At 37.4% G+C, this 18,476-nt stretch carries 19 protein-coding genes; 12 read left to right on the plus strand and 7 right to left on the minus strand.

The window, feature by feature from the left end:
* The first annotated feature begins 4 nt into the window (after nucleotides 1-4).
* From M0D58_RS03750 to M0D58_RS03770, 5 genes are all read left to right on the plus strand, one after another.
* Nucleotides 5-718 carry an alpha/beta hydrolase-fold protein gene (locus tag M0D58_RS03750; protein ID WP_248393667.1) on the plus strand — a complete coding sequence of 238 codons (714 nt, stop codon included), beginning with the start codon at nucleotides 5-7 and terminating at the stop codon, nucleotides 716-718.
* Nucleotides 719-756: 38 nt separating this feature from the next.
* Entirely contained in the window at nucleotides 757-1,710 is a 954-nt protein-coding gene (locus tag M0D58_RS03755; protein WP_248393668.1) for an ATP-grasp domain-containing protein, read from the plus strand.
* A 27-nt stretch (nucleotides 1,711-1,737) separates the two neighbouring features.
* The gene (locus M0D58_RS03760; RefSeq protein ID WP_248393669.1) at nucleotides 1,738-2,859 is read left to right on the plus strand and encodes a carboxylate-amine ligase; all 1,122 of its coding nucleotides are present in this window, start codon (nucleotides 1,738-1,740) and stop codon (nucleotides 2,857-2,859) included.
* 33 nt (nucleotides 2,860-2,892) lie between these two features.
* The gene (locus M0D58_RS03765; RefSeq protein ID WP_248393670.1) at nucleotides 2,893-3,729 is read left to right on the plus strand and encodes a type 1 glutamine amidotransferase; all 837 of its coding nucleotides are present in this window, start codon (nucleotides 2,893-2,895) and stop codon (nucleotides 3,727-3,729) included.
* Between the two features lie 66 nt (nucleotides 3,730-3,795).
* Nucleotides 3,796-4,980: a hypothetical protein gene (locus tag M0D58_RS03770; protein WP_248393671.1), complete on the plus strand. Its 1,185-nt coding sequence runs from the start codon at nucleotides 3,796-3,798 to the stop codon at nucleotides 4,978-4,980.
* An 87-nt stretch (nucleotides 4,981-5,067) separates the two neighbouring features.
* Here the strand turns inward: M0D58_RS03770 and cphA are convergent, their stop codons facing one another.
* The gene (gene cphA / locus M0D58_RS03775; protein ID WP_248393672.1) at nucleotides 5,068-7,698 is read right to left on the minus strand and encodes a cyanophycin synthetase; all 2,631 of its coding nucleotides are present in this window, start codon (nucleotides 7,696-7,698) and stop codon (nucleotides 5,068-5,070) included.
* Between the two features lie 198 nt (nucleotides 7,699-7,896).
* Between cphA and M0D58_RS03780 the strand changes: the two genes are divergently transcribed.
* From M0D58_RS03780 to M0D58_RS03790, 3 genes are all read left to right on the plus strand, one after another.
* The gene (locus M0D58_RS03780; protein ID WP_072885670.1) at nucleotides 7,897-8,787 is read left to right on the plus strand and encodes a cyanophycinase; all 891 of its coding nucleotides are present in this window, start codon (nucleotides 7,897-7,899) and stop codon (nucleotides 8,785-8,787) included.
* Nucleotides 8,788-8,883: 96 nt separating this feature from the next.
* Nucleotides 8,884-9,726: an isoaspartyl peptidase/L-asparaginase gene (locus M0D58_RS03785; RefSeq protein WP_248393673.1), complete on the plus strand. Its 843-nt coding sequence runs from the start codon at nucleotides 8,884-8,886 to the stop codon at nucleotides 9,724-9,726.
* Nucleotides 9,727-9,825: 99 nt separating this feature from the next.
* A complete protein-coding gene (locus M0D58_RS03790; RefSeq protein WP_248393674.1) occupies nucleotides 9,826-10,083 on the plus strand; it encodes a YtxH domain-containing protein in 258 nt (85 codons plus the stop codon).
* Nucleotides 10,084-10,132: 49 nt separating this feature from the next.
* On the opposite strand, the gene M0D58_RS03795 is transcribed toward M0D58_RS03790, so the two are convergent.
* From M0D58_RS03795 to M0D58_RS03820, 6 genes are all read right to left on the minus strand, one after another.
* Nucleotides 10,133-10,930: a class I SAM-dependent methyltransferase gene (locus tag M0D58_RS03795; protein ID WP_248393675.1), complete on the minus strand. Its 798-nt coding sequence runs from the start codon at nucleotides 10,928-10,930 to the stop codon at nucleotides 10,133-10,135.
* Between the two features lie 348 nt (nucleotides 10,931-11,278).
* Nucleotides 11,279-12,409, minus strand: a complete 1,131-nt coding sequence (gene chrA / locus M0D58_RS03800; RefSeq protein WP_248393676.1) for a chromate efflux transporter — start codon at nucleotides 12,407-12,409, stop codon at nucleotides 11,279-11,281.
* On the minus strand, nucleotides 12,406-13,473 hold the full coding sequence (locus M0D58_RS03805; protein WP_248393677.1) for a leucine-rich repeat domain-containing protein: 1,068 nt from the start codon (nucleotides 13,471-13,473) through the stop codon (nucleotides 12,406-12,408). The genes chrA and M0D58_RS03805 overlap by 4 nt, the downstream gene beginning before the upstream one ends.
* Before the next feature lie 4 nt (nucleotides 13,474-13,477).
* Nucleotides 13,478-14,830: a histidine--tRNA ligase gene (hisS, locus tag M0D58_RS03810; RefSeq protein WP_248393678.1), complete on the minus strand. Its 1,353-nt coding sequence runs from the start codon at nucleotides 14,828-14,830 to the stop codon at nucleotides 13,478-13,480.
* 140 nt (nucleotides 14,831-14,970) lie between these two features.
* Nucleotides 14,971-15,423 (minus strand): HRDC domain-containing protein, encoded by a 453-nt coding sequence (locus M0D58_RS03815; protein WP_248393679.1) that lies wholly within the window; start codon nucleotides 15,421-15,423, stop codon nucleotides 14,971-14,973.
* 18 nt (nucleotides 15,424-15,441) lie between these two features.
* Nucleotides 15,442-15,774 (minus strand): single-stranded DNA-binding protein, encoded by a 333-nt coding sequence (locus M0D58_RS03820; RefSeq protein WP_072885668.1) that lies wholly within the window; start codon nucleotides 15,772-15,774, stop codon nucleotides 15,442-15,444.
* A gap of 206 nt (nucleotides 15,775-15,980) precedes the next feature.
* Between M0D58_RS03820 and M0D58_RS03825 the strand changes: the two genes are divergently transcribed.
* Genes M0D58_RS03825 through nudK form a run of 4 tightly spaced genes read left to right on the plus strand, consistent with a single transcriptional unit; the run spans nucleotide 15,981 to nucleotide 18,458 of the window.
* On the plus strand, nucleotides 15,981-16,583 hold the full coding sequence (locus tag M0D58_RS03825; protein ID WP_248393680.1) for an HPP family protein: 603 nt from the start codon (nucleotides 15,981-15,983) through the stop codon (nucleotides 16,581-16,583).
* Nucleotides 16,584-16,588: 5 nt separating this feature from the next.
* Nucleotides 16,589-16,933, plus strand: a complete 345-nt coding sequence (locus M0D58_RS03830) for a hypothetical protein (RefSeq protein WP_248393681.1) — start codon at nucleotides 16,589-16,591, stop codon at nucleotides 16,931-16,933.
* Nucleotides 16,934-16,951: 18 nt separating this feature from the next.
* Entirely contained in the window at nucleotides 16,952-17,860 is a 909-nt protein-coding gene (locus M0D58_RS03835) for a TIGR01777 family oxidoreductase (protein ID WP_248393682.1), read from the plus strand.
* A 16-nt stretch (nucleotides 17,861-17,876) separates the two neighbouring features.
* Nucleotides 17,877-18,458: a GDP-mannose pyrophosphatase NudK gene (nudK, locus tag M0D58_RS03840; RefSeq protein WP_248393683.1), complete on the plus strand. Its 582-nt coding sequence runs from the start codon at nucleotides 17,877-17,879 to the stop codon at nucleotides 18,456-18,458.
* Nucleotides 18,459-18,476: the final 18 nt, after the last annotated feature.

The raw sequence follows: 18,476 nt of genomic DNA on the forward strand, positions 1-18,476 counted from the left end.
CAATATGCCACATATAGAACATACAGATTATTATTCACATATTTTGGGAACAAGCATCAAAGTGGAAGTTACCGGACATTACGGCTACCCAATTATTATGTTTCCTACCTCACAGGGGCTTTATACACAAAACCACGATTTTCAACTGAACGGAAGTATCAACTGGTTTGTGGAGCAGGGAAAGGTTAAACTTTATAATATCCAGACTATCGACAGCTGGAGCTTTTATGATGATAATATTCCGCCTCACCATAGAATTAAAAACTATGAAAGATACGTCCAGTTTCTGATTCAGGAATTTGTACCCTATATTCAAAAAATTCATAAAACTCATCGCGTTGCGGTTGCAGGAGCAAGTTTCGGGGGCTATCATGCGGCTAATTTTGCTTTCAGGTTTCCGGATGTTGTCTCGCATCTGTTCTGCCTTTCGGGCGCTTTCAGTATCAGAAATTTCATGGAAGGATATTCCGATGATCTCGTGTATTTTAATTGTCCGAGAGAATTTGTAAAGAATGATGAAGCCTGGAAATACAAGCATATGCATATTGTACTAAGTACTTCCGACCAGGACATCTGCAGGGATAAAAACATTGAAATGGCGGAAATCCTGCGTTCCAAAGGAATTGACTTCTGGTATGATGAAAGAAAATGGATTAACCACGACTGGCCACTGTGGAGAATGGTTTTCCCAACATTTATCGGAGCATTTTTCTCTTAAATTTAAAAATACGATTAACAAATATTAAAAAATAGATTATGGTTAAAAAAGTTGGAATACTATTCGGAATGGAAGATACTTTTCCCTGGGCATTTATTGATAAGGTAAATGAACTCGGTAAAGGCGAAATTATTGCAGAACCGGTAAGTATTGATAAACTTGAACAAGGCGCAGATTACGGATATGCCGTAATTATTGACAGAATTTCCCAGGATGTTCCGTTTTACAGAGCTTATCTTAAAAATGCTGCATTAAATGGTACCTATGTCATCAATAACCCGTTTTGGTGGAGTGCCGATGAAAAGTTTTTCAATAATGCTCTGATGACAAAACTTGGGATCCCATTACCTAAAACCGTACTGCTTCCTTCTTATGAAAGACCGGAGAACACTTCGGAAACATCTTTCAGAAATTTAAAATTTCCTCACGACTGGGATTATATTTTTAATTACGTAGGTTTTCCAGCTTACATGAAACCTCACGATGGCGGAGGATGGAGAAATGTATACCGCGTAGAAAGTCCTGAAGATCTTTGGGCAAAGCATTCGGAAACAGAACAGCTGGTGATGATGGTACAGGAAGAAATAATTTTTGATGATTATTACAGAGTATATTGTCTGGGTAAAAAATATGTTCACATTATGCCCTATGAACCCCGAAACGTACACCATCTACGATATGCAACAACGCATAAAACCCAGGGTGAAGAGCTGGAAAAATTATTAAAAACCATTCATGATTATACCATTACAATGAATGAAGCCTTAGGCTATGATTTCAATACGGTAGAATTTGCCGTGCGGGACGGAATTCCTTACGCCATCGACTTCTGCAATCCTGCCCCGGATGCAGACAGGAATTCTGTAGGTGAAGAAAACTTTGCATGGATTGTTGAGCATGCCGCAAAACTTGCTCTGGAAAAAGCAAAAGAATACGTTCCGGGAAAACCGAATATCTCCTGGGGAACTTTCGTAAAAGATTCTGTACAATAAAAAAACATTAAATAAACACGAAAAAAAATGCATCAATTTACTATTGGAATCGAAGAAGAGTATCAAATCATTGATGTTGAGAGCCGTGACCTGGTCTCTCATGTTTCGAAAATTATCGAAGGCGGAAAAGCCGTTTTAAGCGAAAACTTAAAGCACGAAATGCACGAATCCATGATCGAAATGGAAACGGGAATCTGCCAGAATATCCAGGAAGCCAAAACGGAATTAACCAACCTGAGAAGACATCTTATCAAAACAGCCCATGAACAGGGACTTCGCGTTTCCGGCGGGGGAACACATCCTTTTTCAAACTGGGAACACAACACCATTACCAACGGCGAACGATATATCAAAATCGTTGATGACATGGGCGATGTGGCACGTGGAAATCTTATTTTCGGGCTGCACGTTCATATCGGAATTCCAAACCGTGAAGAAGGAGTGAGAATACAGAATGTGATGCGATATTTTCTTCCGCACGTTTATGCGCTGTCTACCAATTCACCATTCTGGATCGGAAGAAATACCGGTTTCAAGTCTTACAGACAGGAAATTTTCGTAAAATTCCCAAGAACCGGGATTCCAAGCTTTTTTAATTCCCTGGCTGAGTTCGATAGCTATGTGGATCTTCTGGTGAAAACAGGAACCATAGACAATGCCAAGAAGATATGGTGGGATCTTCGGGTTCATCCGTTTTACCCTACCATTGAATTCAGGATTTGCGATATGCCTTTAAGAATAGATGAAACCGTTTGCTTAGCTGCAATTATGCAGTCTCTTGTAGCAAAAATTTATAAACTTCATCAGCAGAATTTAAGTTTCAGGAGCTATAGAAGGTTATTGCTGAACGAAAATAAATGGAGAGCATCCAAAAGCGGAATAGAAGCGCATCTTATCGATTTCGGGAAAGAAGAATCCGTACCGTATCCGGATCTTCTGAAGGAACTCCTTGAATTTATTGATGATGTGGTAGACGAATTGGGATGCAGGAAAGAAGTAGAATATGCATGGACCATTCTTGAAAACGGAACGGGTGCAGACCGCCAGCTCAGAATATTTAATGAAACCGGCGATCTTACAAAAGTTGTTGATTATATGATCTCTGAAACAGAATACGGCATTACTCATGGAGAAGTTTTACATTCATAATATTTGATACATTTGTATAAAATTTGAGATAAGATGAAGGATATTCGAATTGCTTTGCTGGATATGAATAATAATCAGATCAACCAGGGATTTAAAAATATTAAAGAAATTTCTGAAACCTTCAGGCAAAGCTGTACCGGGGAAAATGTAAGCATCACGACATTTGATGTGAGGTTTAAAAATGAAATTCCCGATATTGAAGATTTCGACATATTTATTTCTTCCGGAGGTCCCGGAAATCCGCACCGTGAAGGGTTTGAATGGGAAGATAGATTCAGTGCTTTTTTAGATTCAATTCACAATCACAACCGGATCAGCCAGAAGAAGAAATACCTTTTTTTAATCTGCCATTCTTTTCAGCTGGCAAGCATTCACTGGAAGCTGGGAAATATCTGTAAAAGAAAATCCTATTCATTCGGTGTAATGCCCATTCATAAAACAGAGGAGGGCGAAGAAGAATTTTTATTTAAAAATCTCCCGGATCCTTTCTACGCGGTGGATTCCCGTGCCTATCAGTTTATAGAACCGGACCATGAGCGGTTTGAAGAGCTGGGAATGAAAATTACTGCGATTGAAAAATTCCGTCCTCATATTGATCTGGAAAGAGCGGTAATGGCTGTGCGGTTTTCTGAGGAAATCTTCGGTACACAGTTTCATCCTGAAGCGAATCCTGAAGGAATGATTGAAAACCTGAAAGATGAAAAAAACAAATTGGCTATGATTGAAAATTTCGGAATGGAAAAGTATCTTGAAACCATCGAAAGAATTGATGATGAAGATAAAATTACCCTTACGCAGTCCCAGATTTTACCGAGATTTTTAGATTTTGCAAAGCAAAATATTATCAACAGAGTAAATGTTCTGATTTAGCAAAATATAGTTAGTAACATAATCGGGCGATCGTCCGATTTTTTTAAATTACAACGAAAAAAGATTATGATTTCAGAATACAGAAAAAAGTTTAATCAGGAATTTTCGCAGGAAAAATATGCTCAGCTTAAAGAATATCTAAAGCAAAAAAGCGGACTGGAACCGGCATTCAGAATTTCTGAAAGTCCTTTATTCCTTACCAAAGATTTTGAAGCTAAACTGATCAATGCGAGCAAAAGTATTATTAATCAGATAAAAGCTTTATCCCCGGATATTTTACAAAAAGCTGTTCCTGATAATTGCAGAGTTCCAAATGATACGGAAAAACCGCATTTTTTCACCATCGACTTCGGAATCTGTAAAAATGAAACGGGAGAAGTGGAACCGCAATTAATTGAGCTTCAAGCTTTCCCTTCTTTATACGCTTTTCAAAAAGTTTTTGAAGATGCCTTCTGCGAAATTTATCCTTTCCTTTCTGAATTGAAAAATACAATGTCTCCTGACAATTTTAAAAACCATTTCAAAGATCTTATTATTGGAGACGAAAATCCGGAAAATGTTATCCTTCTGGAAATTTATCCTGAAAAGCAGAAAACAGCCATCGATTTTGTCCTGACAGAACAATTACTTGGAATAAAAACGGTTTGCCTTACCAAAGTAAAAAAGAACGGAAAAAAACTTTATTATGAGAATAATGGAAAATTAACCGAAATTAAAAGGATTTATAACCGTGTTATCTTTGATGAATTAGATCGGATTCCGGACCTGAAAACTGAATTCGATTTCCGGGAAGATGTTGATGTAAAATGGATTACCCATCCCAACTGGTTTTTCAAAATTTCAAAATTTTTACTGCCTCTTTTACAACATCAATTTGTTCCGAAAAGTTATTTCCTGCATGAATTTCCCGAAACAGAGGATTTGAAAAATTTTGTTTTAAAGCCGTTGTTTTCTTTTGCCGGAAGCGGGGTGAATCTAAATCCTACGAAAGAAATTACAGATGCCATTGAAGATAAACAAAACTACATCCTGCAGAGAAAAGTAGACTATGCTCCTATTTTTGAGGATATCAACGGAGATTATTCGAAAGCAGAGATTCGTTTATTATATATCTGGCCTGAAAATAATGAAAGCCCGATTCTGATGGAGAATTTAGCAAGAATGACTAAGGCAGCGATGGTAAACGTCGATTTCAATAAAAAAGATGCCATCTGGATCGGAAGCTCGAATGCTTTTTTTGCGAAGGAATAGTTTACTAAACTATAATAAAAGTTAGAAAAATTTCGGCATCTTCGATGCCGCCGAAATTTATAGAAATCCAAAACTTTAGAAATATAATTATAGCATTTTATCGTCTTCCATTAATTCCCTGGTCTGATAATCCTGAACCAGATCAATTGCATTAGATATAACGTCGCTTAAGGCAGTGATAAAAGTACCTTCTTCAGCCATTCCCATTGCATGTTTCAGGGCTTCAATTTCTTTAGGAATAATTTCATAGCTTACATCTTTGCCCGAAGACTGCATACCTTCTATAATAAGTCCGTTAATTTCATCTTCCGTACGTCCGCGGAGATGCTTCTCATTTCGAATGATGATATGGTCAAACATTCTTCCTGCGATCTTTCCACACTCTTTAATATCACTATCCCTTCTGTCTCCTACCCCTGAAATAATCCCGATTTTTTTCGTTGCTTCAATATTTTTGAGATAATCTTCAATTGCTTCATAACCCGATGGATTGTGTGCGAAATCAATCAGCACCTTGAAATTTTTAAACTTAAATACATTCAAACGTCCCGGAGTAAGCTGTGCACTTGGAATAAAAGTCCGTAAAGAATTGGAAATATCTTCAATCCCGAATCCATATAAATAACAGGCAAGACTCGCAGCCAGTACATTTTCAATCATGAATTTAGCCTTACCTTCCATGGTAATCGGAAAATCCTTTGCCTTGCCGATTCTTATTTTCCAGTCTCCTTTCTTGATTGTAACAAAACCTTCCTCATAAATACAGGTAATACGTCCTTCTTTCGCGAATTTCTGGATGTGCGGATTATTTTCATTCATACTGAAAATGGCAACATGGCTATCCAGGTCATTAACAATTTTCATGGAATATTCATTATCTGCATTCAGAATACTCCACCCGTTTTTCTTTACACTATCGAGCACTACTCTTTTTACACGGGTAAGATCTTTAAGGTTATGAATATCATTCATGCCGAGATGATCCTCTTCAATATTGGTTAAAACCCCAATATCACATTGAGAAAATCCGAGCCCGGAACGTAAAATTCCGCCACGCGCAGTCTCAAGCACCGCAAACTCTACGGTAGGGTCTTTTAGAATAAACTCTGCAGAAAGCGGTCCTGTAGTATCGCCTTTCGACAGCATGGTATTCTGAATATAAATTCCGTCTGAAGTCGTAAAGCCAACTCTGTAGCCGTTACTTTTTACGATGTGTGAAATAAGTCTTGTGGTGGTAGTCTTACCGTTGGTTCCCGTAACCGCAATAATCGGAATGGTAAAAGGTTTTCCCGGAGGATACAGCATATCTACTACTGGTGCGGCAACGTTTCTCGGCAATCCTTCGCTTGGCGCCAGATGCATTCTGAATCCCGGTGCGGCATTAACCTCAATGATGGCACCTCCACTTTCTTTTAAAGGCTGGGTAAGGTTTTCAGCCATAATATCAATTCCACAGACATCAAGACCGATAATTTTGGAAATTCTTTCAGCCATGGTAATGTTTTCAGGATGTATCATATCTGTTACATCAATCGACGTACCTCCGGTTGAAAGATTGGCGGTAGATTTCAGATAAACGACCTCCCCTTTCTGGGGAACCGTTTCCAGGGTGTAGTTCAGTTTTTCCAAAAGCTCGGTGGTATCTTTATCAACCTCGATTTCCGTTAAAACATTTTCGTGTCCGTACCCTCTTCTCGGATCTTTATTTTCTTTTTCTATCAGTTGCTGAAGATTCAATTCCCCGTCGCCGACAACATGGGCGGGAACTCTTCTGGCAGCAGCCACCATTTTATTATTAATGACCAGCACCCTGAAATCATATCCTGTAATATACTTTTCTACAATTACTTTTTTGGAATATTTCTGGGCATGTTCCAGTCCGATTTTGGCAGATTCCCAATCATTGACATTTATAGAAGATCCCTTTCCGTGATTTCCATCCAGAGGTTTAATAACCACGGGATATCCAATTTTTCGTACAACGCTGTCAAGTCCTTCTTCATCCATAATAAGATCTCCCATAGGCACAGGAATCGCAGCATCATGCAGCATTCTTTTGGTAAGTTCTTTATTGCAGGCGATATCTACGGCAATAGAGCTTGTTTTTCCGGTAATGGTTGCCTGGAATCTCTGCTGGTTCACCCCATATCCAAGCTGTACCAAAGAGTTTGTCCCTAAACGGATCCAGGGGATTTTTCTGGAAACCGCTTCTTCTACAATGCTTCCGGTAGAAGGTCCTAAACGAACCCTTTCACGGATTTCTTTAAGCTTCTGGATACAGGCGTTAAGATCATACTCCTCCCCTTTAATCAAAGCTTCTGCAATTTTTACAGATTCTTCCCCTGCAAAAATTCCGGCATTTTCTTCAATATAATTAAATACGACATTATAAACCCCGGGTGTTTTAGTCTCCCGCGTTCTTCCAAAGCCAACTTCCATTCCGGCAAGAGTCTGGATTTCCAGGGCGATGTGTTCAATAACGTGGCCCATCCATGTTCCCGTCTCAACGCGATGAAAAAAACCTCCTTCCACTCCTTCGGAACATCTGTGAGTAAATAAAGAAGGCAATAACTTTTCTATTCTTTCTCTAAATCCTTCGATTTTATTAGTAGGAAAATTTTCCATCTCTTCCAGATCCAACCTCATCTGTATCAGCTTCTTTCGTCTGATACTCCAAATGTTCGGGCCGCGCAATGCCTGTATTTTTTCAATTTTCATAGTCTATTTGCATTTTTAATAGTTAACAATAACTGCATTTAAAATCAAAGATAATGCAAAACCCTAAACAAAACTATACCACGTTTGAATATTTATTAAAAATAATCATTCTTTAGTATTCATTCTAAAATCCTCAAAATCAATTTTATGTACCCTGAAATTTTTTCAGCTGTTAATATTTTTTTAAATTTGCAGCCTATGACGAAACCTGTTGGAAAATTAATTGTAATTGGTGGTGCAGTAAACAAAGGAAGTTTTGCAGAAACCGATTTTGATCAGAATATAGAAAAAAACCTGAATTTTTTTGAGCGAGGAATACTTAGAAAAATCATCAACGAGTCTAAGCATAAGGAAAACTCTGTAATTGAAATTATTACGACAGCGTCGCAGATTCCTCAGATTGTTGGCTCCGAATATAAAAAAGCCTTTGAATTTTTAGGGGCAAAAAATGTAAATATTCTGGATATTCATAACCGTGAAGAAGCCAATTCTGATGCAATTGTCGCAAGAGCAAATGCGGCCGACGTGGTGATGTTTACGGGCGGAGATCAGCTTCGTCTTACATCTATTCTGGGCGGAACAAGATTTCACGATACCATTTTACTGAAGTATCAGGAACAGGATTTCATTTATTCCGGAACTTCTGCCGGTGCTGCTGCTGCGTCTGAAAACATGATTTATCAGGGAAGCAGTTCTGAAGCATTGCTCAAAGGCGAAATTAAAACCACACAGGGACTAGGACTGATCGACAATGTCATTATTGATACGCATTTTGTACAGAGAGGAAGAATCGGAAGACTGTTCCAGGCTGTGGTAAATAATCCGAGAACACTGGGAATCGGGCTTGGAGAAGATACCGGTCTGTTTATTTATAATGATGTAATGACGGCCGTAGGTTCCGGACTGGTAATTCTGGTTGACGGAAGATTCATTAAAGATACCAATCTTACGAATATTAACCTTGGAGAACCGATTTCTATTGATAACCTCACGGTGCACGTGATGTCCATGAATGATCATTATGACCTTACAACAAAGGTGCTGACAATAGAAAATTCACAATTTAATCCTATTCCGCAGGAAAAATAGCAAATCATATTTTTCAACGAATATTAATTATCATTCGCAAAATCATAACCGGTTTTGAAAAATTTGGCTATCTTGTCTTCTAAATAACAATATACAATGAAGGTAATCATTCACGGTGGATTCTTTTCAGAAAGCGATCAGAGTCATGAGGTAAAAACTGCCAAACAGGAGTCTCTGAAAAATATTGCAAAACAGGCTTTTGATTTTTTACAAACCCATTCTGCTTTTGACACCGCTGCTTTTGCTGTTTCTTTACTGGAAAATGACGAACTGTACAACGCTGGTATCGGTTCCCAGATTCAAAGTGACGGAATTATCAGGATGAGTGCTGCAATTATGAATGGCGAAACCCAGAAAATGAGCGGTGTGATCAATATTCAGGATGTAAAAAATCCTGTTTTTGTAGCGAAGGAACTGATGAAAGAAGACGACAGGGTTCTGGGAGGTAGTGGTGCTAAAAAGTATGCTGCAGCCCATGGTTTTGAAAATTTTTCAACTGAAATCCCAAAAAGAAGACAGGAATATGAGGAAAAATTAAGCAACGGCGGAAAAGGAACCGTTGGTTGTGTGGTAATTGATAAAAGCGGAAAATTAGCCGTTGCTACCTCCACCGGAGGAAAAGGATTTGAAATCCCCGGGAGAATTTCGGATTCTGCAACTGTAGCCGGAAATTATGCCAATTCTTTCTGTGCTGTAAGCTGTACGGGAGTGGGAGAAGATATTGTAAGTAATGCAACAGCAGCGAAAATTGTTACAAGAGTAACTGATGGAATGTCCCTTAGCGAAGCTTTTGACAAAACCTTTGACGAACTGAAAACAATAGACGGATTTGCAGGCGCTATTGCAATTGATAAAGATGGAAATCTCGCCCACAGAGATTCTCACCCGACTATGGTTTTTGCAAGTTTTGACGGTGAAAATTTAGAAACCTTCAATTAATTTTAACATTATTTTATAGTTCTGATATTTTTTTTGGCACGTATTTTACATGATTACTAATAACAAAATTTTAATATTAACATTTAAAAAATAGAAATCATGGGAAATAAAACAAAAGGTTTATTGGCACTGGTTGGACTTGGAGCTTTAGCATACTGGAAGTATAAAAACTCAAGTCCTGAACAACAACAAATGGTAAAAGATAAATTCAACAATGCAAAGGACAACCTAAACAAATGGGGGAATGATATTAAGGACAGAGCCAACAATGTTGCTTCCCAGGTTCAGGAAAAAGCGGATGAATTTAAAAGCCAAGCACAGGATACTGTAAATAAAGCACAGGAAACTGTAAGTTAAGAATAGTTATTTAACATTCATATATTCAGAAAAGTCATCGTAGTATTTATTACGATGACTTTTTTTGCGCATCAATGGCGAAAACCAGAGGGACTTTATTTCCAAATTTTGATATTCTCCATTTACCTTTTTCAGATTCTTCAACATGTCTGAAACATGAATACGGCGACCAGTCGAATTCTTTAAACTGATGTATCATCAAATGATTATCAATCAGACTTTGTAATACTTCTGCTAAAGAATGGTTCCACATCACATACTCCTGAACGATATCCGCAGAAGGGTCTGCATAAGTTCCTTCGTATGTTTCGATTATAGGCTTTTCATTAAAATAATTGTATTTCACGTCTTCAAAATCATCATCAAACATCCAAATAACAGGATGAAATTCTGCCATTATAAATTTCCCATCCGGTTTTAAGAAATGAGAAATCACTTTTGCCCATTGGTTTAGGTCCGGAAGCCAGCCTATCGTTCCGTAACTGGTAAAAACGATATCAAATTTTTCATCAAGAACATTGGGTAGATTGTATAGATCTGTACATATAAATTTCGTGTCTGTTTCACATTTTTGTGCAAGTTGCTTTGCTTCGGCAATTGCTTTGTCTGATAGATCTATGCCTGTTACTTTGCCGCCAAGTCTTGACAAGGAGATGGAATCCTGACCAAAATGGCATTGCAGATGCAGAACAGATTTATCTTCCAGATTCCCTAAGAGTTCCAATTCAATAGGGTTCAGTGAGCTTCTGCCTTTTAAAAATTCGTCCAAAAAATAAAAATCTGATTTCAAATGGGGATCTACTTTGGCATTCCACGACTTTCTGTTGATTTCTAAATAGTTTTCCATGATTAATATTTTATGTTTAAAAGTATAAAAATAAATGTAACTATAATTACAGGCTTATTTAAAAGCAAGTCAACTAAAAAGTCAGAATTTTTTAATTTGTTTCGATGTAAAAGTATATTTTCGTGAGGTTAATCTACATTTTAGCAAGGTAATGTTACTTTCTTGCGTAGTAAAGTTACATTTTACCATTGCAATTCTACATTGGCACGATGTAAATTTACTTTCTTGAAAAATAAGGTTACTTTTTTATATAGTAAAGTTACTTTTTTGCGAGGTAAAGTAACATTTTAACCTTGTAGTTGTACATTTTTCTAAAGGTTATTCGATTCTTTGATATATAATCGCCATTTATAATAAGTTCAGTAAATATCCCATTATGGAACCTGATACAACGATGAGCGCACTGTTGATTTTCCTGTATCGAAAACTTATATAAAGGCATACAACAGCGATAAGAATTGTGCGCCAGTCGGTAACAGTTTCTATTCCCATACTGATGCAAACAGAAACAATAATGGCAACAGAAGCCGCATTTACCGCATCCAGAAATACTGAAAAAATTTTCGAGTTTCTCATTTTCTTTACCAACGGATTCAGCAGAGCGACAAATAGGAATGAGGGTAAGAAAATCCCAAGGGTTGAAACAGCAGCCCCAACCCATCCGTTAATCTGGTACCCGATAAATGTAACCGAAGAAAAAACCGGTCCGGGAGTAAACTGTCCTACTGCAATAGCGTCAATAAGCTGTTGCCGGTTCATCATTCCGCTGGCAACGAGTTCTGCATCCAGAAAGGCAAACAGTACATAACCACTTCCGTAAAGAATGGAACCTACTTTCAGGAAAATAAGAAAAAGTTTAAAGTTTAAAGATGTTATCAAATTATATTCACTACTCTGTAAATAAACGATAGGAATAAGATTTTTCACATCTCCGGATCTTCCGGGACGTAGAAAAGTGATCAATACATAAAGAATACCGGCTCCGAAAAGAAGAAAAATTTCATTGTAACCTAATAAAGATCCCGTTAAAACAAGTAATACTAAAATAATAAGACCTATCGACTTAAAAGATTTTTCAGCTAACGGAAAGATGGCCGATAAAATCACTGCAATAATCGCCGGCTTGATCCCGTAAACAAATGGCTGAATTTCAGGCAGAGCACCATACTTTTTATACAGCCACGCGAATATCCCGGTAATAAAAACTGCAGGAAGTATAAAACATACTCCTGCAGTAATTAAGCCTTTCCAGCCTGCTTTTTCTCTTCCGATGTGGATGGCCATTTCCGTACTGTTGGGTCCTGGAATTAAGTTGGTAGCTCCTATCAGATCCAGAAAATGCTGCTGTGAAATCCATTTCCTTTTGGTGACAACTTCATTCTGCATCATTGATATATGTGCAGCCGGTCCTCCGAAACCAATTATTCCCAGCTTGAGAAAAAGTCTGGCTATATCTTTTAGATTTTCTGTATTTTTCATGGCATTTCCTGAGTAACAAACTTTGTTCTTGGCAACAAAGCCTGTGCACGGGAAATTTCCTGATACGGTATATTATTCCCTGCAATATATACTACTTTCAGTTTTTTCATTTTTTCCAATCCGGGAGGAAAAGCTGTAATTTTATTTTCCCGGATATCCAGAACTTCTAGATTTTCTAGATTATAAAATTCAGTTAAACATTCGTTGGTAAGTTTATTCTTATCAATAAAAAGCCCGGTAAGTCCAGTCATACTGCCGATTCCGGCCGGAATCTGGCTAATCTGATTTTTGTAGATATCCAGTCTTTTGAGATTTGAGATTTTATATAATTCCTTAGGAAAAACTTTAAATGCATTATTGCTAAGGTTCAGCGTTTTTAAATTTTGAAGCTTAGAAAATCCATTTGGCAAGGTTGTCAACACGTTATCTGAAAGCCAAATATCATTAACCATATTTAAATATCCTATTTCTTCGGGCAGCTCAGACATTAGATTTCTGCCCAATGACAAAGTTTCCAAATTTTTCAGATTCTTTATGGAAGGCGGAAGATTCCTTCCCGGTTTTCCTTCAACATTTTGTAAGCTTCTGATATCAAATCCTCTTGATAATGCCAACCTTTTCAGTGTTTTTAGCTTCCCAATATCCTGCGAAAAATCAAAATAGCTGAACTGATAATATTCTAAATCTTCCAATGATTTAAGATTAAAAATCACAGGAGACATCTTTTCAGTAAGCATATTATGCAAAGCCAATTTTTTCAGTTGATTTAAAGAAGAAAATTCTTTAGGAAAATCTTTAATTTTATGACCTCCCGTAAGCATAAAAGACTCAAGATTCTTTAGTCTGGAAATTTTCTCAGGTAAGCTTGTCAACTGATCTGATTCACTTACCGTAAGATATTTAATATTCCATGAAAAAATATGTTCCGGAAAAGAAGTGATTTCCCGAAGCAAAACTCTGTCGCTTTCTTTGCTGAGGTCCTGTTTAGGAGGATCCGGCATCCTTACCTGTGCCTGAGTAACAACAGAAGATATGAGAAATGCTAAAAATAAGATATTCTTCATCGCTCTAAGATTGTAAAAATTCCTCTAAGGAAACCGTCTTCTGCTCTCCGGCTTCAAGATCTTTATAGGTAACATTTCCGTCCTTAATTTCTTCTTCACCCAAGAAAACAAGATTTTTAATTCCTTTCTTCTCTGCATACGTAAACTGTTTTCCAATCTTGGCAGATTCAGGATAGAGTTCGGCAGAGATTCCTTTTTCTCTCAGCTGTTTTATTAATTTCAGGGCTTCCAGGGTTTCGTTACCTCCAAAATTAGCAAACAGGTATTCTACTTTTGAGGTTGCCTCTTCAGGGAACAACCCAAGTTCTTCTATAACAAGATAAATCCTGTCTAAACCGAAAGAAATTCCGATTCCCGGAATATTTTTAACCCCGAAAACTTCCGTAAGGTTATCATATCTTCCGCCACCACCGATAGATCCCATCTGGACTTCGTCCGCTTTTACTTCAAAAATGGCTCCGGTATAGTAATCCAAACCTCTTGCAAGCGTAATGTCGAATACCAGATTCTGAATATCTACTCCCAGATTTAATGACTGTGTGATTACGAACTCCAGTTCTTCAACACCTTTTAAACCGGTTTCATTTCCGGCAAATTTCTCTTTTAGCTGTAAAAGATTTTCCAACGCATCATCTGACTGTTCAAAAAGAAAATCCAGCTTATCGATAGATTCCTGAGCAATCCCTCTTTCAAGAAGTTCCTTTACAACACCTTCTTTCCCTATTTTGTCCAGTTTGTCAAGAGCAACTGTAAAATCTATTAATTTATCTGCAATTCCTGCAAATTCCGCAAGGCCTGAAAGAATTTTTCGGTTATTAATATGAATGGTTACAGAAAGACCTAATTCTGCAAATGATTTTAAATATAACTGAACAAGATCTACTTCCTGCAGAAGGCTTTCACTTCCCACCACATCGGCATCACACTGGTAAAACTCTCTAAACCTTCCCTTTTGAGGTCGGTCTGCCCTCCACACCGGCTGAATCTGGTAACGTTTGAATGGAAAAGTGAGCTGATTATGGTTCATTGCTACAAATCTTGCAAAAGGTACGGTAAGATCATAGCGTAAAGCTTTGTCTGAAATCTGCGAAGTTAATTTCTGATGATTTTTGTCTTCCCAGTCCTGTTGATTTACTTTTGAAGTATAATCTCCTGAATTTAAAATTTTAAAGATCAGGCGGTCTCCTTCTTCTCCGTATTTTCCTGTTAATGTTGAAAGATTTTCAAAGCTTGGGGTTTCCAATGGCTGGAACCCGAATAATTCGAAGTTTTTCTGTAAAATATTAATGATGTATCTTCTTCTGGCAACTTCCAATGCTGTAAAATCTCTCGTCCCTTTTGCTAAACCTGGTTTCATTCTATAATTGATAAATGATGATTAATGTATAAGTGTTGCAAAAATAAGGAATTGAACTGACTTTAAAACTAAAATCCAAAGCTGAAGAAACAATCTTCTTCAGCCTTGAATATCTTCATCATTTGTGTTCTTGTGTTATATCAGATACTATCTAAAATTTCAAGGATTTCCTCGCCGTAATTCTCTATTTTATGCTTTCCGAATCCCTTAATATCCAGCAGCTCTTCTTTGCGGGCCGGCTTATATTTGGCAACGGATATAAGTTCTTTGTTGGTTGCAATAAAATAGCCCGGCAGATTTTGCTCTTTTGCTTTATCGGATCTCCATTCTTTCAGGGCATAGAGAATTTTTTCCTCGTCTGAGCTAAGCGCTTCATTTTCGGCTGTATACTTGGCACTTTTTGATTCTTTTACGGTAGTTACAGCCATCTTCAATGCTTCAAAATATAAGAGTACTGACCAGTAATTTTCATCGTTTACAAAAGCCGTCTCCACTTTTACAATTTGATGTTTTCCGAGAAATTCATCCAGCATGTGCTGATCATGATGTAAAAACTCCTGATCCAGCCGGACTTTAAAAACTTTTACTTTCATCGCCTGTGTTTTTTACTGTTATTTACCTCCCAGAAGCAGAATCTCATCTACCCTAACTTCCGTGATATAGCGTTTTACGCCGTCCTTATCATCATATGATCTGTAGGTAAGTTTTCCTTCTATGGCAATTTCTTTTCCTTTCGTAACATATTTCTGGAAAATTTCAGCGGTTTTACCAAAAGCAATGAGATTGTGCCATTGTGTTTCTTCTACTTTTTCGCCTTTCGCATTCGTGTAATAATCACTTGTTGCAAGAGATACAACGGCTTTGCTGTTTCCGTTTTCGAAGTTTACCATTTCTACTTCCTTTCCTGTGTAACCAATCAATGTTACTTTGTTTCTTAGTGACATAATTTTGTTGTTTATTTTAGATTAATATTCAGATCCGAGACGTTCACTGTTTTCTCAGATCTCTGTTGCAAAGATTAGGGAAAGCTGAAACTCAAACCGGTACAAAACTATTTAAATTCGTTTGTAGTCGTTTGAAAACGAATAATGTAAAATATCATTCTTTTTATCCGTTTGAAAACGGATAATTTCCATACCTTTGAGTATATATGAAAAAAGCAATTAAAAGGACATTCAGAGTATCAAAATACGTGATTTACAGGGAAACACTTGTTGATTATAAAGAACATTTCTGGTCTTTTCTGGGCGCATTTTTCGGAATCGGGATTATTGCTTTTATCCAGTCGCATTCAGTATCCGCTACAGAGAATATTTTTCTGATCGGATCTTTCGGTGCTTCAAGTGTTTTGATTTACGGCGCAATTCAGAGTCCGCTGGCGCAACCGAGGAATTTGGTAGGAGGACATGTGATTTCAGCTTTGGTTGGCGTTACTGTTTATAAGATTGTTCCTGATATTATCTGGCTTTCAGCTCCCCTTGCCGTTGCTTTTTCAATTGTTTTAATGCAATATACCAAAACCCTTCACCCTCCCGGTGGCGCTACCGCACTGATTGCAGTAAGCTCCACAGGAAAAATCCCTGAACTGGGATTCTGGTATGTGTTATCACCGGTTCTTTCCGGGTGTATTATTTTATTACTTATGGCACTTTTTTTCAATAATATAACATCCAACAGAAGCTATCCAGCACACAGCAGGTTTAAGAAACTATTAAAGAAAAAACATGCACATCCACACAAATTGAAAAAATAAAAATTATGAATTGTCTTGAATGTGACGAAAAAATCATCGGAAGATCCGACAAAAAATTTTGCAATGACGCCTGTCGAAACGCCTACAACAACAAGCAGAATAAGGATTCCAACAATCTCATGCGTAATGTTAATAATAAACTTCGCAAAAATTACAGAATCCTTGCTGAGGTGAATACGGACGGGAAAACAAAAGTCACCCGTTCAAAATTGGATGGCTTGGGTTTTGATTTTGATTATTTTACTAATCTGAAGGTCTATAAAAATGGATCAGAGTACAAATTTATATATGATTATGGCTATAAACTTCTGGATGATGATTTTGTTTTAATCGTTAAAAACCAATCATAACAGTAAACGCAGTTATTCATGAAAGATATTATTCTCATTACCGGGGCCGGCGGACTTATTGCCCATGAACTTTCCAAAAAACTTGAAAAAGATTTTACCGTTCGCTTTTTAACAAGAAAGAAAAAGCACAGTAATGAATTCGAATGGAATATTAAAAATAAAACGATTGATGTTGCGGCATTTGAAGGAGTTTCGCACATCATTCATCTGGCAGGAGCCAATATTTCTGAAAAACGATGGACCGACGAACGAAAAAAAGAACTGATTTCCAGCAGGGTTGATTCTGCCGATCTGATTTTGAAAACGCTTCAGGAGAAAAAAATCAAGCTGAAATCTTTTATTTCTGCTTCTGGAATCAATTATTACGGGACAAAAACTACCGATGTAATTTTTACTGAAAATAACCAGCCCGGAAATGATTTTTTAAGTGAAGTCGTAGTCTTATGGGAACGTGCTGCCGATCAGTTTAAAGAACAGAATCTTGCCGAAAGGGTGGTGAAAATCCGCACTGCAGTTGTGCTCTCTGAAAAAGATGGTGCTTTGAAGAAAATGCTACCTCCTATCCGAATGGGAATCGGCGCTCCTCTCGGAACCGGGAAGCAATATATGCCCTGGATTCATATTGAAGACATTTGTGCCATTTATGAATTTGCACTGAAAAATGACACCATGGATGGAGCTTTTAATGCCGTTTCACCGCAGCATACCACTAATGAGAATTTAACCAAAAAAATTGCTGAGGTTTTAAAGAAACCGCTTTTCATGCCTAATATTCCCGGATTTGTTTTAAAACTGATTTTTGGCGAACTTGCAGATGCGCTGCTGGAAGGCTCAAGAGCTTCCGCGGAGAAGATTCAGAATGCAGGTTTTCAATTTAAGTTCCCCGATTTAAAAAAAGCATTGGAACATTTATTAAAAAATAATTAACAAGATTATACAATCTATGCACAATACAAACGTTCAGATAGAAAAGACGGAAATATTATCAGACAACTGGTACACCTTAAAGAAGGTAACATTCAGCATTCAGAAAAAAGACGGCAGCTTTCAGCAGCAAAGCCGTGAAGCCTATGATCGGGGAAATGGTGCAGCCATTTTATTGTATGACAAAAGCACGGAAAATGTAATCCTCACCCAACAGTTCAGATTGCCTTCCTTTCTAAACGGAAATGAAACAGGAATGATGATTGAAGTCTGTGCCGGACTTCTGGACGATGATAATCCGGAAGATTGTATTAAAAGGGAAACCGAAGAAGAAACCGGCTACAAAATTTCTCACGTTGAGAAGATTTTCGAAACGTATATGTCACCGGGTGCCGTCACAGAAATTCTTCACTTTTTTATCGCCGAATATTCGAAGGATATGAAAATAAATGATGGCGGCGGACTTGATGATGAAGGTGAAGATATTGAAGTGCTGGAACTTTCTTTTGAGGAAGCTTTGCAAATGATTGATACCGGAGCGATTAAAGATGCCAAAACCATTATGCTGCTGCAATATCTAAGACTTAAAAATATTCTTTAAATCTTAACTAAAAATTAG

The organism is Chryseobacterium nepalense (assembly GCF_023195755.1).
Classification (GTDB): Bacteria; Bacteroidota; Bacteroidia; order Flavobacteriales; family Weeksellaceae; genus Chryseobacterium; species Chryseobacterium nepalense.